The 15514-nt window shown below is 42.9% G+C and carries 13 protein-coding genes and 1 tRNA gene; 7 read left to right on the top strand and 7 right to left on the bottom strand.

All coding sequences use genetic code 11. From position 1 onward, the window contains the following. Positions 1-11 precede the first annotated feature (11 nt). Together IDJ77_RS16230 and IDJ77_RS16225 are read left to right on the top strand one after the other, a co-directional pair. Positions 12-794: a GIY-YIG nuclease family protein gene (locus IDJ77_RS16230; RefSeq protein ID WP_191190023.1), complete on the top strand. Its 783-nt coding sequence runs from the start codon at positions 12-14 to the stop codon at positions 792-794. 8 nt (positions 795-802) lie between these two features. Beyond that, the gene (locus tag IDJ77_RS16225) at positions 803-1390 is read left to right on the top strand and encodes a hypothetical protein (protein ID WP_191190022.1); all 588 of its coding nucleotides are present in this window, start codon (positions 803-805) and stop codon (positions 1388-1390) included. Positions 1391-1403: 13 nt separating this feature from the next. Here the strand turns inward: IDJ77_RS16225 and IDJ77_RS16220 are convergent, their stop codons facing one another. After that, complete coding sequence (locus IDJ77_RS16220) at positions 1404-2831, bottom strand: HEPN domain-containing protein (RefSeq protein WP_191190021.1); 1428 nt, start codon at positions 2829-2831, stop codon at positions 1404-1406. Between the two features lie 91 nt (positions 2832-2922). Here IDJ77_RS16220 and IDJ77_RS16215 point away from each other — a divergent pair, with 91 nt between their 5' ends. Continuing rightward, positions 2923-7026, top strand: a complete 4104-nt coding sequence (locus tag IDJ77_RS16215; RefSeq protein ID WP_191190020.1) for a hypothetical protein — start codon at positions 2923-2925, stop codon at positions 7024-7026. 91 nt (positions 7027-7117) lie between these two features. Here the strand turns inward: IDJ77_RS16215 and IDJ77_RS16210 are convergent, their stop codons facing one another. The 3 genes from IDJ77_RS16210 to IDJ77_RS16200 are packed head-to-tail and all read right to left on the bottom strand — an operon-like array spanning position 7118 to position 9552. Further along, positions 7118-7960, bottom strand: a complete 843-nt coding sequence (locus IDJ77_RS16210) for a hypothetical protein (protein WP_191190019.1) — start codon at positions 7958-7960, stop codon at positions 7118-7120. Further along, on the bottom strand, positions 7953-8864 hold the full coding sequence (locus IDJ77_RS16205; protein WP_191190018.1) for an aminoglycoside phosphotransferase family protein: 912 nt from the start codon (positions 8862-8864) through the stop codon (positions 7953-7955). The genes IDJ77_RS16210 and IDJ77_RS16205 overlap by 8 nt, the downstream gene beginning before the upstream one ends. Next, a complete protein-coding gene (locus IDJ77_RS16200; protein ID WP_191190017.1) occupies positions 8857-9552 on the bottom strand; it encodes a tRNA nucleotidyltransferase/poly(A) polymerase family protein in 696 nt (231 codons plus the stop codon). The genes IDJ77_RS16205 and IDJ77_RS16200 overlap by 8 nt, the downstream gene beginning before the upstream one ends. A 1221-nt stretch (positions 9553-10773) precedes the next feature. Here IDJ77_RS16200 and IDJ77_RS28030 point away from each other — a divergent pair. The 3 genes from IDJ77_RS28030 to IDJ77_RS27850 all read left to right on the top strand — a co-directional run bounded on the left by IDJ77_RS28030 (position 10774) and on the right by IDJ77_RS27850 (position 11705). Further along, positions 10774-10983 (top strand): hypothetical protein, encoded by a 210-nt coding sequence (locus IDJ77_RS28030; RefSeq protein WP_191190016.1) that lies wholly within the window; start codon positions 10774-10776, stop codon positions 10981-10983. 177 nt (positions 10984-11160) lie between these two features. Next, on the top strand, positions 11161-11433 hold the full coding sequence (locus IDJ77_RS16190) for a helix-turn-helix domain-containing protein (RefSeq protein ID WP_191190015.1): 273 nt from the start codon (positions 11161-11163) through the stop codon (positions 11431-11433). Between the two features lie 140 nt (positions 11434-11573). Next, positions 11574-11705 carry a hypothetical protein gene (locus IDJ77_RS27850; protein ID WP_262892799.1) on the top strand — a complete coding sequence of 44 codons (132 nt, stop codon included), beginning with the start codon at positions 11574-11576 and terminating at the stop codon, positions 11703-11705. 365 nt (positions 11706-12070) lie between these two features. Here IDJ77_RS27850 and IDJ77_RS16180 read toward each other — a convergent pair whose 3' ends face one another. The 3 genes from IDJ77_RS16180 to IDJ77_RS16170 all read right to left on the bottom strand — a co-directional run bounded on the left by IDJ77_RS16180 (position 12071) and on the right by IDJ77_RS16170 (position 14101). Next, positions 12071-12511 (bottom strand): ORF6N domain-containing protein, encoded by a 441-nt coding sequence (locus tag IDJ77_RS16180; protein WP_191190014.1) that lies wholly within the window; start codon positions 12509-12511, stop codon positions 12071-12073. Between the two features lie 31 nt (positions 12512-12542). Next, the gene (locus IDJ77_RS16175) at positions 12543-13766 is read right to left on the bottom strand and encodes a site-specific integrase (RefSeq protein ID WP_191190013.1); all 1224 of its coding nucleotides are present in this window, start codon (positions 13764-13766) and stop codon (positions 12543-12545) included. Between the two features lie 247 nt (positions 13767-14013). Next, a tRNA-Ser gene (locus IDJ77_RS16170) sits at positions 14014-14101 on the bottom strand. A 328-nt stretch (positions 14102-14429) separates the two neighbouring features. Between IDJ77_RS16170 and IDJ77_RS16165 the strand changes: the two genes are divergently transcribed. Further along, positions 14430-15401 carry a polyprenyl synthetase family protein gene (locus IDJ77_RS16165; RefSeq protein ID WP_191190012.1) on the top strand — a complete coding sequence of 324 codons (972 nt, stop codon included), beginning with the start codon at positions 14430-14432 and terminating at the stop codon, positions 15399-15401. The last annotated feature ends 113 nt before the right edge of the window (positions 15402-15514 follow it).

The following is a 15514-nucleotide window of genomic DNA, read 5'->3' as shown; positions in this document are numbered from 1 at the left end:
TAAATGATCACATGACCCCAAAATCAAACACGGACGATAAATTTTACTCTTCTTGCTTTAGATTGTCCGAAGCTGATATCCTAAAATTCGACGAACAGGATAATGGCCCGATCAATAATGTACTTGCGGGAATAGCCTACAGTTGTTACGGTGTTCGCCTTTATGATGATCAGCATGGTGTGTCTGCCGATATGTTTTTTATTAATGGAAGAGGCAAGTTAAAGGGAGATATCATTACGCTTAATATACAGGACCCTGATTATTACGAACTGTTATTACGTTTTTGCATTTTGCTTTCTGAAGATTACCAGGATGTCGACGCAATAGGTGCGTTTAATACTTTTCAGCAAAAACTGCGTGGCTTCCTGGAAAAGAAAAGGTTTACTACGGTAACCAGCCCGGAGCTAAGAAAGTTCAGAGGCCAAGATGCTGTTTTGATGAGCGCTGCACCAAGGGGAATCATCAAAATTGACCTCATTGACCCTGTTGAATTTTACCGGGATTTCTTTAATAACATTGTAAACGCACCGATAGATAAATCGAAAGACTATGTTTACCTGATGGTCAACACACAAACCTCCCTGATCAAGATCGGAACAAGCAATAACCCGGTTTACCGCGAAAGGACCCTGCATTCGCAGGAACCGACAGTTCATTTGATCGCCTATTGGTGTTGTGGTAAAGACGTGGAGAAGAATTTACATGCAAAATATGCCGGGCGCCGGGTCAGAGGCGAATGGTTCCGGCTGGGCATACGCGAACTAACAGAAATAGAAAAATTTATGATGGCTTAAACTTCCATATGGCACCAAGACGAAATCAACGAAATGCACCAAATGCGTCCGAGCGGGCTAAACGGGTTCGGAGCAACCTGGAAATAATTTCTATCATCTGCGGCATATTAGGCTTCATCATCGTGCTCTGGCAGGTATTTGGCCCCATGTTCAGCTCAACTTCTAAAACCAAGGCGGAAAACATGAAGCCCATATTAGACGCGACCATCCATTGCCAATATGACGAAAGCCTTGTAGATGACAACAACAACATCGGTACAAGCGCCAGTTTTACCAGCATCGGCGCTGAAGGAAAACTTTTATTCGCGACCGATACATTACACAATGTTCGCTACCCAATAAAAATGAAGATCGGAGAAACAGATGCATTTACTCATCCGGGCACGCCATCCACATTTTTTAAACCCGCAGACAAAGTAAAGATCTATGTCATGCGGCCAGAATCTGCCGACTTCGAGAAATTCTCTTACGATATCGTATTCTCTGATATGGATGGCAACAAATATTACCAGCGCGTCAAACCTGGCGCAGATAGACATCAAGATGGTTGCCCATTTGCTATAGCCTTTTCAGAAGTTTTTGCTTATGAAGAATAACTCAGAACTGTTCTTATATCGTAAAAAATAACTGCCCGTTGTACGGCGATGTGTAACGGTATTTGATATAGTCAGGGTAATGTATAATATGGCCACTATACCCAGCATGTTTTAACATCAGCACCATCAGCATGAAGAGCAGTTTGTTGACGATGGCCTGTAGTTCCTCCGGGTTTTCGTTGTTTTCTAATGGTGATGTACCGTGCAGGAACTTGTTCCTTGTGTTTAGCACTGCGACGTCTTCCTCCGGTAAAGTAATGCCGAACAACTCGAACGGCCTGGAGAGCTTTTTAGCATTTGTGGGGCTATTTAAGGCTTTGATCTTGGCATCGAGTATATCCTTGCCATAATCCGAGATAAAGGCATCATATTCACTGATCGACTCACGGACCTTAGTGATTATTTTCTTAGCCAATTTCTTGTCGTCTATCGGATTGATACGTTCTGCGTTTTCCTCATAAAGAATGCCGGCTATAGTCTCAATCCCAATGGAATATATTCCACCCTTGAGCAGACCTTGTTTGGATTGGTGTCCTTCTATGATGAACCTGCAGCAACGCGCATAAACCTCGTTGTCATGGGCTCTTTGGCAAAGAGAGGAGAAAACCGCCGTTGTCATAGGAATACAATGATGGTGTAGCGCTTTGGAACTGGTGGTGTTTTCTAGATGATGTTTAAAATCGTTATGATTAAGCAGCGTGACATCCGTAATCGCGGCAGGCTCATTTTTCTCATAGATGATACGTTGTTTAGCATTGAAATCCGCTTCGATCACATGATAGTAGTATTCACCTAAATGCAGGTTTCCGGAAACCAATGCGTAGCCCGTGATGATACTGTCTGACAGCTTTTTAAAGCTCTCAAGGGAAACAGGGTGTAACGATTCGATGACCAGATGATTTGCTTCGTCGTTAACGGACCGAAACAGCTGAAAGGGGAGATTGTCGACATTGATTTCTACCAATCCGGATGGGAGATAATGATTGCCTATTTTGAGCCGTTTGTCGGAAAGCGCAGTAAAACTGGGTTTGTTGCTAACGGGAATGATCAGGCGCAGCAACTTATTGTCAAAGTCCTCTCCCCGGCCTTTTTGAAAATGGGTCAGTTTGAATTGCAGGAGCGAAGGGACGTTGAGCGATCTACTGATTTCCAAAACAGATTTCGCCCTTATGAAGTAAATTTCCTCGCCGGACTCCAGGTAAAAATCCTCAAATGCACCATAGCCTGCGCTTTTTCTACTCGCAAGGGGTTCGATGAGATCCTCACAATATACTTTGCATAAAAAATCACTGTCGCCGACTTTTTCTATCGTCGCCAGTTTATTATCCAAAGGTGTGTCGGGGCTTTTGATCTTATAAACCTTCTCATTTTGTAGACTTTTGATTACGCTAAGTGAACCAAAAATTTCTTTCTCTACATCGTATGGTATCTCGTTATCCATTTTATCGGCACAGCAATTATATATGTTTCCTTAACTTGCGTTATTTAGTGAAGATATCAAATATATAAAACCTGATCCTAGATAATTTTCGATGCAAAACTTTGACGATGCCCGTAAGCTTGGCGAAAAACTTTTCTTTTATAAACCATACCCAAGAAAATCAGCATACAATGATTCTGCTAACCGCCAAAATTTATGGGGTGCTGCCTATTTTTTTGCTGCGGTGCTCGAAAGAACCTTTCCGGCCGAAGGTCGGATCGTTACACGGGAAAAAATAAATGATTTAAGGGACAGCTTCCAGCAAGAAACCGGGCAACAGGTCGACCTGGAAGACCTTTTTAAAAAAGGTTGGTTGCGGTCGGTATTTGGCCAGGTCAGCACGCCGAAAGCCATTTGGTTCGGGCCTGATAAACTAGACGAGCTTAAGCTTTTTAAAAATGAGATCGTATTCCTTGACGGCATGAGCAATGCAGACCGAGTTAAGCATAAAACGTTTGATCAGCTGCATGAACTGGCCATTGAATATGGCAAGTTAAACGGCACGGTGCCGGATCTGGCAAAAGTGAAGAACAAATATTTTAAGGTAAATGAGAACGGAACGCTGGAATATTACAATACCCGCCAGGCCATCTACACTTTGGAAAATCTTTCGGCGTTCGAGTTTATTTCTGCTTTTCATGAGTTCACTAAAAATGACGACTTGCTAATTGCAGCGGCTGATTTGAGCATAATTTATGGACAGCATTGTGTTATGTTTACCGGAACACCCCCACTCGAACAATTGATCGCCAATAAAGTGTTCCAGGAGTATGAAGCGGATAGCACGTATAGTGTGCACTTCGACTACAACGAAGAAGATATAAATGTCAATGTTATACGCGAGGCAGCGGTGATTTTTTGGGAACGATTGCTTGAAAATAATGCTTTCGTTGATGACTTCGATCGGTTAAACTACTGGTATTACCGGATGGTATTTCGCAGCGATAATTCAAGCTTGTGCGCCAAAATGCCCGACAATGCTAAAAGGCGGTTTTTAGCGGCTGCATTGCTTGCCGTAACTACGGAGTCCGACCTGGATAATCATAAGGCAGAGTATGACAAATTAAGGCTTGACAGCCATCATGCTTACCGTGAACAAATTATTCCCGAATATTATGATCACCAGGAACTATCGGCCATCCCGGAGGACTTTTATGAAGTTTATGAATTACTAACCGGCCTGGCCAATGATCACGGAGATGAGTTGCTTATCGAACAAGGCTGCCGTCACGCCATAACCTATTTACTGACTGAGCTTATCGCAAATGACCAGGCTTTTAAGTTCGAGCACACTTTCCAATTACTTCGTTCGGCGGGTGACAAAATTTACGCATTTTGGTACAGCTGCTTTTTATTATATTACTGGCATCCTGAAATTCTTCCTTTTTTGATCATCAATGAGAAAACTGCCGCACTTGGCTTTCGCTTATTGTTTAAAATGAATGTAGCAAACGCGGTGGGAACTGATATTGGCCATATCAAATCAAAGATCATCGAAGAGGGTTTTGAATTACTCTTGAAAGTGCTCTCTGGCGACAACAAGATCAGCAATGACCGTAAAGCTAAAATTCTGTTTCAGTGTTTTGCATTGAGTACCCGCAAAAAGTTTATTGCCATCAGCAATAAACGTGGTTATCAAAATCATGAACAGGCAGATCAGCCAACTCTTTCCGAGACATTAAGGAAACGATTTACAAGCGAAGAGCTACCGGGGATCGTTTACTCCAGAAGCTTAAAGTTTAAAAAACTATTCTATCCCGAGGTTTTGGATAAACTTTTTAAGCAGATTGTTGCTATGCAGCCTGAAAGTTACGGGAACGGCCTTATTGGCCTTTTTCATGAGCAGCTGGACCTAATGGCCTGGTTGATAGAGCTCAGCCGGAAGCGCGATTCTGAAGGTGAGAAAGTCGTTGATGAAGAAGAGGTTCTTTCCTATCTGCAGGGCTTTATCAATTCCTATCTAGAAGCCATTAACTGTAAGGAAGTTCAAAAGATCTATTTTGAGGAAGGCCGAAAGTTGAAGCCCGCTTTGCCAAGTTGGATGGGCAATGGAGACAAAGATGAGTTTATCTATTGGGGAAAGCTATTTCTCCTGATGGAGCAGAATTTTCTTTTTGATGAATTTTTGTCGCCGGAAGAATTGAAGTTCAGTAAGGCGGCAAGCGAATATGATGACGGGAATATGCTTGCCGGTAAGAAATTGAGAAATCATATTTTTATCCTGATCAAAGGATTTGTAGAAATTTATAGCCACCAAGGAACCAACGTGATTGTCGGTTTACCGGTTGCTTCGGTACTTAGTAAGCTTGAAAATAAGCTGACTACGCTTACCACCTCGTATTGCATTGCCGACCCAACCCGGTCCAGGTATAATATCTTTAACGAAATACTGGAGCGCTGGACATTTGGCGCCAGGAGCGAAGAGCTATTACCGCTGATCGGCGGTACGATCAATAAATTCAGCAAAGAAAACCGCCGGGGTATCATCCGTGAACTCACCAAATCGGATCATCTGATCCGTTCGCTTAAAATGATCGAGTTTATCATAAGTGAAGATGAGAAAAAAGAACTGCTTAACATTGTACTCAATGAGCAAAATATCCAGCAGGTCATGGACGAACTTTCTTATGCCGATAAACAATTTGTTATACAAAGCTTAACCTACAGCCCGGAGTTCATCAAACAGGCGGAGGCTGCCCTGAAAAAATCCGAAGATCCAAATGAAAGAAGGCGTATTTCTCATCAAAAGTTTGAGAATGAGGTCTTTCATTTTCGAGCAAATTTATTGATCGCTTACCATTACAAGGATCTGCAGCGAATAAGGGACCTAGAGTGGCTCGATAAAGAAATGAGTTATGGACGGGAATTTTCATCCACCCAAGAAAAGGAGTTCTATGAAGGGCTTATCTATCTTGACAGCAAAGAGCCCCCAAAGGCTTACCATATCTTTAATAAACTTTTATCACATGCGCACACCGACAAACCGGTTTTCGCCCTCAATCGTTTTGCTTCCCATCTGGCCTGGGCGGGTATCACCGAGAATAAACAACAGCAATTGCAGATATATGCCAGTGCTTTGGATGAATGGAACAGCTATCAGCAACAAGTCAGTAACGGCGATAATCTTGCCTACATAAGCGAAAAAATATCCATTAACAAACTGGAAGCCTTCGAGGCCTTAACAATGGACGAAGATTTTGATAACCTTTACCATGAACTTGACAACGGTATTCATTTAAAACAGAATTTCTTGGAAATAAGGATCAAGAATTTGATGCGGCGGAAGATGCAGGCACAGGCCGAAATGTTGCTACAGGAAGCCAAAAACACGCATGCTTTAAGCAGCGGCGGATTTCCGGCATTCATCACTGAGCTGGAACAGTTGACCATAACCCCGGAAACGATCAGCTACCTTACTGAACAACACAACCGGATCATTACCCTTCCGCCCGAAAAACTTGTACAGGTCATTACCGGGAACGGTCTTGTCGTTCAAACAGTTGCCGAGTTTATTCTTAATGAGCTGCTGGAAGCCTGTAGTGAAATGCTCTTTAAGGTCAACGCACTTTCCAACGTGCATTATGAAGATAAATACTCTGATCTCTTAATGCTGATCCTCAACAGTAGGCTACAGCATTTTCACTGGAGTATCGAAACGCTACGGGGCGGCTACTCCGATAAAAAGGAAGACGAGCCTGGCTCAACTATCGATGGCACAAAACCTGAAGCTAACGTAGGAGAGATCGATTTTGGTTTCTACTCTGCCAAACACGAACTTTTAGCTATTTGCGAAGCTTTGATTCTGGAAGGAAAAAACACTACAGAAGTCCAAAAGCATAACCTCAAGGTGTTTAATTATGACCCGAGTCGCAAACTTTATTTTATAGTCAATTATTTCCTCGGCGAAGCGGAAAGCTTCGACACCACCTGGGCAAGCTATATCGACATTGTACAAGATTTTATCGAATTTCAATCAGGCTACGAGCTGATAGGGAAAGCAATTCAACCCGAACATAACAAAACAAATGCATCAGTAAAAATGGCCATAACAGAGCACGCCTCCAGCACCCGCTTATATCACATCTTCATTAATATTAATTATAAATTGAATCTTAAAAAGAAGTTGGTACGTAATAAAAAGGGTCTTGATGTTTAGAATATACTTTTTTGCAACAGCGATTTAACCTTTTAAGTGCTTGATTTTGAATAAGGCGTTAAAGAATTTTTATGGCTTAATTCGATTATACCTAAGATCCTAAAATCCGTTTCGATATTTTTCGCAGTAACTCATAAAATTCGTCAGCGCTAAAACCACCTAAAAATGCGGCGGCTAAAGCCAGGGCACTCATACCGCCTGCTGAATCGCCAGCAAGTAACTGCTTACTGTCAATTAATAAAAACACCACCGCTCCGGTTATAAAACCAACTAATGGTCGTACCAGATACCATGGCCACCAGACGTGAAAATCGAAATTTCTATAGCAGGCACGGCCAATAAAATTGTTGATTGTCCGCAATTGAACGCCAAGCAAACCCGCAACCGCATAGAGTAATGTCAACCAAACATACAAAGTAGATGGTTTGGGTAGATTTGACTGAAAGGCCAATTTGTCTATAGCTTGGCTATAACTTGCATAAATTTTCTCGTCATCATTGATCAAACCAGACAACTGCGTTTTTTCAGTTTCGTTGATCACATGCAGCGTGTTCAAAACGCCGTTTTTATTATCATAGTAAAACCATACAGGTCCGGGTTTTAATTTAAGTGTATCAGATTTAATCCAGGTAATAGTTACCGGTTTAACCAACTTGTCAACAATCTGATGGGTTGAATTGAATGCAGCTAATGATAGCAATGAAGTAAATACAATAAATGCAGCCGTCCAAATAGTAGTAGTCCGTGTATTTATATTTTGTATTGTGCTCGTATTTCCGGCCGTTTGGGCTGCCCTGATCCTGGCCTGAATCTGATTTCCTAACCGATCAAGGATACGCATCCGCCGCCTAAAGGATAGTGCAAGAATTGGAGGGACAAGTAAAATGACAATGCTGATGAGCAGCAAACTTGTGAAGATAATATTTTTATCCATGTTGTGAGTTGATACGGTTTAAGGATTTTTGAATGCCTGGAAAATAGCTAAGTACAGGAAGCCTTTTCTTTCCAGTAGGTAAAACGGTGTTCAGGTATTTGCTTATACGCATCAACCTAAGCAATGCATAAAAATAAATGTCGTCAGCGGTAAAAGGAATCAGTTTATTGAATTTTGCGGACAGCTCCTTGTAAAGGGAGCTGTCACCTTCCCTTGCAAATAAATAACCCAGTGAAAGTAATGGATCCCCTGAAAAACAAGATTCAAAATCCAGCAAAGCAGAGAGTTGATTGTTAGTCATTAAAATATTCTCGGATTTAGGATCACCCCAAACCAAAGCCGGCTTACAAGGCATAGATAACAATCGATGGGTTGTCATGTATTTAACCATTGTATGTAATTGGCTACTAGCCAAATGGCCCGTGGATGCTAAAGCCTGCTCGCCACTTTCTATACAATCAGTGAGAAAGCCACCCCAAGTAGAAAACTTGTTTTCATCATCCGTTACACTACCAAAATAAGTAAAGGTTACATTTGTCAAAGACCAGATATTCTCAATTATGCTTTGAGATACTTGAAATTGTTCCGTTTCACCTAACATGTCGAAGTTGAGGTTTGAACCCTCAACACTTGCATAGATCAAATATCCGAATTCATCTTCTGTGCCACACATCATCGCTTGCGGAACAATTACTCCCGCTGATCTTGCAGCAATCAAAATGTTGTATTCAGAGATCGCGGCGTGGATCCTTGCGGGCGGGTATGCTTTCAGCATTAAAGACCGTTGCTTTAATATAAGCTCAAATACGAAATTCATGCCCCCAGCATAAATTTTTCTCACGGCAATAACATCTTCTTGAATTGCAGAGGCGGCTACGTCTCGTATTTGGGCTTCGTTAAACATGATCGACCTCTGGTTCAAAGAAATATTGCGTAAAGGTTGGTATTTCTACCTTTCGATAATCATTTTGTATCATCCATTGACGTGTTATTTCGTCAAGGCTAAGTCCTAGAGTCTTTGAATAATGATGATAACGACACCACAATACCGTGTTGCGTGAAAGCGGGATGCTTTCTGAAACTACTATTTCAGGGTAATCAAACCTTACCGCCCGCAGGATTTTTGCATTAATATCTAGCAATCCATTCTCCGGATCATAGAAAGTTCCATTTGACAGATCGAAGGCTACAGCATTAACAGTAATGTCGAATTGGTTAAGAACGTCTGTTATATTCCTACAGTTCCATAGTCCGTTGTAGAAATTTTCAATGATAATAATATCGTAGTAAACATCCCCGTCGTCACGGCCAAACCAGCGGTATGTCCCAAATTGATTTCTTTGCAGTGTACCTTCACTCATCAAATAGGCCTCCAATTGTTCAAATGCAACATCTGTCAGAAAAACATCTAAATCTTTGATCTTTCGCTCTGGTTGCAAAAAAGCATCACGAACAGTACCACCAGCGATGAATACTGATTCAGGCGGTATATTGGAAACTATTTCGATAATATTGCTAAACGACCTCACCTCTTGGCTTATAACACCGCAAAGTTTTTCAAATGTTACTGAAGGGAGTTGTTGGTCGTTCACGTAGATTGTAAAGTTAGGTATATAATTTTTATCGCGAAAACAGGATATATTTTAAATTGCCCCACAGCTTTACAAGCCTTATTCGGTACAATACCGAGCTTGAAGATTGCGCCCACCTCTATCTAGTCAATAGAGTATTTTCCACACTCGAAGACGAAGGCAAGCTCGGGCTTGCGCATTTTTTTAACACATTAACTCAACGGTACCCGACATTACCCTAAAAGTTCACTTGTCGACTACCTCCAAAAGGCTGAGGTCCGCTTCGGCGCGAATCTGAACGCCTACACAAGCTTTGACGAAACCGTTTGCCAACTGCTATGCCCGCCGAAAAGCCCGATATCCTAGCCAACGGATTCCACATCATGCGGGGATGATCGTAATTGCCCGCCATATATGCTAGAAAGATCGAGAAATAAGGGCGCAATCCCGAAGAAAAAAAGCCTCGGTAAAGGTGGATGCGCAGGAACGCATGCTGGGATGCGTAGCATTAAAACGAAGTTAAATAGGCTATTAGAGGGTAAATAATTAGATAGTAATAAAAGATATTTCTCAGTTCATTGTGTGATATTTAACCGTAGCCTGCCAAAATTCTTAAAAAAAGTACCTGCGATCGTAAAATTATCCACACTGAGGGGTAACAGGATGGTACCCAAAACGACCTGATTTCAGCTTAAATAAATTGTTTCTAATTCGGTGTTGGGATATTATAACTTGCTAATAATAGACTATATAGTGCTTTATGTTTCGACTTTTTGATATTGCTTCATCTAATTCCGCGATAGCAATTTCAATCTAAAAAATCTATTTCCACGGTATTTCTTACGATGGAAGAATTATGCGGGAAGGTAAAGTGTGTTATTCGGCAGTGCTTTATCTCATAAAAAGTTCAACACCATCCACTGCACTGCGCCCACAAAATTAGCACCGCAGCAAGAGCGTCAAGGCTATACAAGCGGGCCTGCGCTTATCAGCGGAGTCCCGGCCTTGACATTCTTGCTGCTTGCTGCTGCCGGTTGTTTACGCATTGCAATGGATAGCTGTGTGCAATAAACCCAAACCTGATTTATATTTGCATGGTATGGCCAAGCTGTTTATTGTCGGCATCCCGAGGGATATGGATGAGATCGAACTCGTAGAGCTGGCCAGTGCATATGGTATAGTGAATACCCTAACGGTCGTTACGGACCGGGCTACCGGCGAAAGGGCTATGGCTTTATTACCATGGCGGATAATGCGGGAGCTGAAAGGGCGATCGCTGCGCTTGACCAGGCCGAGATCGACGGGCGTACCATTACTGTTAGGTTCGCAGAAGACATGGCAGGAGGAGCTGGCACGCCAAACCATACTGCATCAAAGCCGCCTAAACACGTGGCAATAGATGCGACACGGTCAATGCCAAAACGCAAAAGGCCGCGACTGCCAAAACGTTAATTTTTACTTTCATTTTTCTTATTCCTTGACACTTTTTGATTCGCGCTGTCACGTTTGGCTATTGCGCGCAGACTTTCGAAAATAGAATTCCCCAGGCGGAAAATCTTTCCCCTCCGGGAACGCCCGGGGTATCGCTCCCGCTAAACATTTCCACCTTCGCTCCATAAAAGAAAGATTATGGCAGCAATAGACTTACTCACACAGGAAGACCTTAACCGCTTTAATGCTGAACTCCTTAACGAACTCAAAGAATTGCTGAAGCCTGCAGTAAATGCAGACCAAAAACAATGGCTGAAAAGCGCTGAAGTGCGGCACTTACTTTATATCTCGGCCGGCACATTACAAAAACTCCGCATTAACGGTACACTGCGTTTCACCAAGGTGGGTTCGACTCTGTACTATAAGCGGGATGACATCAATGCTTTACTGGAAGGAGGATTTACGTCATGAAAACACTTCAACTGCTGACTACCCGCCTGAGCAGAGACTCAACATTATTGGTATCGCATGTAGCCCTGTTTTTTGCGCTGTTCAAAAGCTGGCAACGAAACGGGCATGCCGCATAATTTCGGGTCAACCGCCGGGAACTGATGCGCATCTCCAAGATAAGCTCGATCGCCACATATCACCGGTGTATCAGGGACCTGAGCGAAAAGCAATACATCATTTACCGCCCCAGCTATCATCCGAAATTAGGCAGCCAGGTAGACTGGCCTAAGTAGTAAAAGCATTATTAAAATCATTTTTCGATGGTCATAACCAGCTTTTGGCAAGGCTCTCTTTGGTCCCGCAGGCGACCAGCAAAGATGTATTTTCGTCCACGAAAACCACTTTGCTTGTTGCCACAAGGAAACCAAGGGCGGCGGAACTTGCCCCTTTGTCGGATGTAAACAGCAGCCATAAATTCCCCGAAATTATCTGAATCGGGGACAGTAGCACCAAGATTTCGGCAGCATTACCCAAATCAGAATTTAACTGCTGTTTACTATAAGTTATTAAATATCGTCAGGCTTATACCCGAGCCGTTTCCTGGTATTGCTCGTGGCTTTTGGCAGCCACGCGGATAGTTCATCAAGGTACTTGAAGATCACTTACATGTTTTGCCCTGATTGCTGAGTTCCTTTTTGATCTTTTCTATTTCGAGTTTAATTTCGGTATTGCTATTTATGAATTCCCGCAGGTGTGCAAATACACGGACGATTTGTATGTTCAATTGTATAGCACGTTGGCTGTTCAAAATACTGGAAAGCATGAGCACGCCATGTTCGGTGAAGGCTTTAGGAGCCTTTCGCCTGCCTCCCCAACTTGAAGTCACAATTTGTGACTTCAAGTTTTGCCATTCTTCTTCCGTTAACTCGAACATGAAATCAGGCGGGAACCTATCCGGGTGCCTGTTAACCGATTGGTTAAGTACCCTCGTTTCTACCTCGTAGAGTTCTGCAAGGTCACTGTCCAGCATTACGTTATAACCCCTCAGTAAGTATATTTTATCTGAAATGGCTTTATCGCCACTTAATAGCGTAGTCATAATATCAATTTTACTTTAATTTTCGATATAGTTATAATGCATTGAATTTTTGCTTCAGCTGAGCCATATCCTCGCTCACTTTTAGGTCGAGTATCTTGGCGTAGTGCTGTGTCGTTTTGATATTGGTATGCCCAAGCATTTTGGAAACGCTTTCAATGGAGACTCCATTGGCAAGCGTTACCGTTGTCGCAAAGGTGTGCCGTGCGATATGGAACGTTAGCTCCTTATTTATCCCGCAGGCATCGGCTATCTCTTTGAGGTAACTATTCATTTTTTGGTTGCTTAATACGGGAAGCAGCAAGCCCTCATTCACGCATTGCGGATGGTCCCTGTAAATATCCATCAATTCGATAGCCTGTGGCAAGAGCGGGATATTAGAAGCCGTATTTGTTTTTTTGCGGCTTGTTGCTATCCATTTACCGCCATCAACCCCCGGCACGATCTCCGAGCGTTTCAGCTTCTTTACATCCGCATAAGCCAATCCTGTGTAGCAACAGAACAGGAAGATATCCCTGACCTGTTCCGTGCGGCTACTTGCCAATTTTTTTGTTGCCATGGCTGCTAACTCTTCCGTATTCAGGAAATCGCGTTTGACCTGTTTTACTTTCGGCTTATACTTAACAAAAGGGTCCTTATCCAACCAGCCATTGGCGATGCATATCAGGATTATCTTTTTGAAATTCTTGAGATACTTGACCGTAGAATTATTATTGCAATTCCTTTCGGTGCGCAAGTAGAAATCGTAAGCCATGATGAATTCATGGTCGATACCATCAATGCCGATATCAGCCACCTTATATTTCCATAGTAGGAAATCTTTGGTGTGCTTCAGGCTTGTTTCATAGCGGTCAAAGGTGCCTTTGGCGAACTCTTTACCAATGAGTGCTCTTACCTCGCTATTGTGCTGTTTAAATATGGGGATAAGAGTTTTCCCTACCGGTTTTTCTTCCTTGCCGAGCAAAACATTTTTGAGGTTGGCGGCCGTTAGTGGCAGTTTCTTCTCGATCATCTGCCGGTACACCTCATAAATCTGGTGTTCCAGTGTTTTGAGGTATTCGTTTACCGAACGGACTTGTTCTCCTGTACCGGCCAGTTTCTGTGCGGAAGCGTTCCATTTGGATGGATTGGCATTGCGTTTAGAGGAGACTTCGATGCGTTGCCCATCGATGGTAATGCGTAAATAAATAGGTGCGGTGCCGTCGGCACTCATTTTAGAGCTCTTTACGTAAAAGAGCAGGGAAAAAGACTTGTTCATTGCAGTCTGCTTTAAGTGGATAAAATTAGTTACTTCCTTAGCTATCGGTCAAGATGTTCAATTGCTGAACAGGTTGGTTAATAGCGACTTATAAGCTTTCTGGTGACCTGTAGTGCCTAGGTACAATAGGTCACCAATAGGTCACCAGAAGAATGCGATTTATTGAATGATTTGGTGCTACCCTGAAACAAAAAACGCCTTAAATGATGCATTTAAGGCGTTTTTGAATCGTTTGATATATAAATTGCGGAGAGGGAGGGATTCGAACCCTCGATACACTTTTGGCGTATACACACTTTCCAGGCGTGCTCTTTCGACCACTCAGACACCTCTCCGTATCTTTTTAAAGGATTGCAAAAGTAGTAAACTTCTGTATAATTGGGCAAAGAAATTTGAGCTCCCTTCAAGCCTGCTTGAATAGCGTAGATTTTAAGCATAAAAAAAGCAGGCCCCGTATTACCGAAGCCTGCTCAAACGAAAACTCTAACTCACAAAATCAAAACTTATATACTGTATCTAAATACACTTAATAGAGCGTTTTGGCGGGCAAAGGTTTAATGTTGCATAAAAAATATACGTTTACGCACATATTTTTTTTAGCTATGTTTGCTTCAAATTGAACGGTTGGCAAACCAGGGCATAAAAAAAAGCCATTTATTGCAGATGCTGAACATCAACGAGATCAAAAAACCTATTGCTGCAGAAATTGATGTTTTTGAAGAGAAGTTTAAAACTTCGATGCAAAGCTCGGTACCCTTGCTGGATCGTATTACCCACTACATTGTAAAACGTAAGGGCAAGCAGATCCGCCCCATGTTCGTTTTTTTCTCTGCCAGCATTTGCGGCGGTATCAATGAATCTACCCACCGCGGGGCGGCTTTGGTAGAACTGCTGCACACCGCCACCCTGGTGCACGATGATGTGGTGGATAACTCTTACCAGCGCCGTGGCTTTTTCTCTATCAACGCATTATGGAAAAATAAGATAGCCGTTTTGGTGGGCGATTACCTGCTCTCCAAAGGCCTGTTACTTTCTATTAATAACGGCGATTTCAATCTGCTAAAAATTGTATCAGAAGCAGTTAAGCAAATGAGCGAGGGCGAATTGCTGCAGATAGAAAAGGTGCGCCGCATGGATATCAGCGAGGCGGTTTATTACGAGGTTATCCGCCAAAAAACGGCATCGCTTATTGCGTCCTGCTGTGCCTGCGGGGCAGCGTCTGCCGGGGCGAGCGACGAGGTGGTAGAAAAAATGCGACTCTTCGGCGAAAATATCGGCATAGCATTCCAGATAAAGGATGATATGTTTGACTTTGGTACCGATGATGTGGGCAAGCCCTTGGGTATCGATATCAAAGAAAAAAAGGTTACCCTGCCGCTGATCTACGCGCTGAACAACAGTACTACCGGCGATAAAAAGCGCATGATAGGCCTGGTGAAAAACCATAACGACGACCCCAAAAAGATAGCCGAGATCATCGCCTTTGTAAAGCAAAAAGGCGGACTGGAATACTCCGAGATCCAGATGAAAAAGTACCAGGAAACCGCCTTCGCCATATTGGATACTTTCCCGGCGGGAGATGCCCGCACGGGGCTGGAGCAACTGGTGCGCTTTACTACCGAGCGGAATAAATAGCAGGGATAACTACCTGTTCGCGTTCGACATGGGGCGCGAACAGCCCGAACAAGCCCGAACATCGTGATTTTAAACAATTATTACTGAATAAGCCTGTAAAAATTCAAAGGGAT

Origin of the sequence: Mucilaginibacter pankratovii (assembly GCF_014773265.1) — a bacterium.
Lineage (GTDB): Bacteria > Bacteroidota > Bacteroidia > Sphingobacteriales > Sphingobacteriaceae > Mucilaginibacter > Mucilaginibacter pankratovii.
The sequence above is the reverse complement of the archived record's forward strand: the minus strand, read 5'-3'. Positions and strand labels throughout refer to the sequence as shown.

Bases quoted from the DNA above. Each gene is read 5' to 3' on its own strand.
- IDJ77_RS16230 (WP_191190023.1), top strand. From the start codon at position 12: ATGACCCCAAAATCAAACACGGACGATAAATTTTACTCTTCTTGCTTT.
- IDJ77_RS16225 (WP_191190022.1), top strand. From the start codon at position 803: ATGGCACCAAGACGAAATCAACGAAATGCACCAAATGCGTCCGAGCGG.
- IDJ77_RS16220 (WP_191190021.1), bottom strand. From the start codon at position 2,831: ATGGATAACGAGATACCATACGATGTAGAGAAAGAAATTTTTGGTTCA.
- IDJ77_RS16215 (WP_191190020.1), top strand. From the start codon at position 2,923: ATGCAAAACTTTGACGATGCCCGTAAGCTTGGCGAAAAACTTTTCTTT.
- IDJ77_RS16210 (WP_191190019.1), bottom strand. From the start codon at position 7,960: ATGGATAAAAATATTATCTTCACAAGTTTGCTGCTCATCAGCATTGTC.
- IDJ77_RS16205 (WP_191190018.1), bottom strand. From the start codon at position 8,864: ATGTTTAACGAAGCCCAAATACGAGACGTAGCCGCCTCTGCAATTCAA.
- IDJ77_RS28030 (WP_191190016.1), top strand. From the start codon at position 10,774: ATGGCGGATAATGCGGGAGCTGAAAGGGCGATCGCTGCGCTTGACCAG.
- IDJ77_RS16190 (WP_191190015.1), top strand. From the start codon at position 11,161: ATGGCAGCAATAGACTTACTCACACAGGAAGACCTTAACCGCTTTAAT.
- IDJ77_RS27850 (WP_262892799.1), top strand. From the start codon at position 11,574: ATGCGCATCTCCAAGATAAGCTCGATCGCCACATATCACCGGTGTATC.
- IDJ77_RS16180 (WP_191190014.1), bottom strand. From the start codon at position 12,511: ATGACTACGCTATTAAGTGGCGATAAAGCCATTTCAGATAAAATATAC.
- IDJ77_RS16175 (WP_191190013.1), bottom strand. From the start codon at position 13,766: ATGAACAAGTCTTTTTCCCTGCTCTTTTACGTAAAGAGCTCTAAAATG.
- IDJ77_RS16165 (WP_191190012.1), top strand. From the start codon at position 14,430: ATGCTGAACATCAACGAGATCAAAAAACCTATTGCTGCAGAAATTGAT.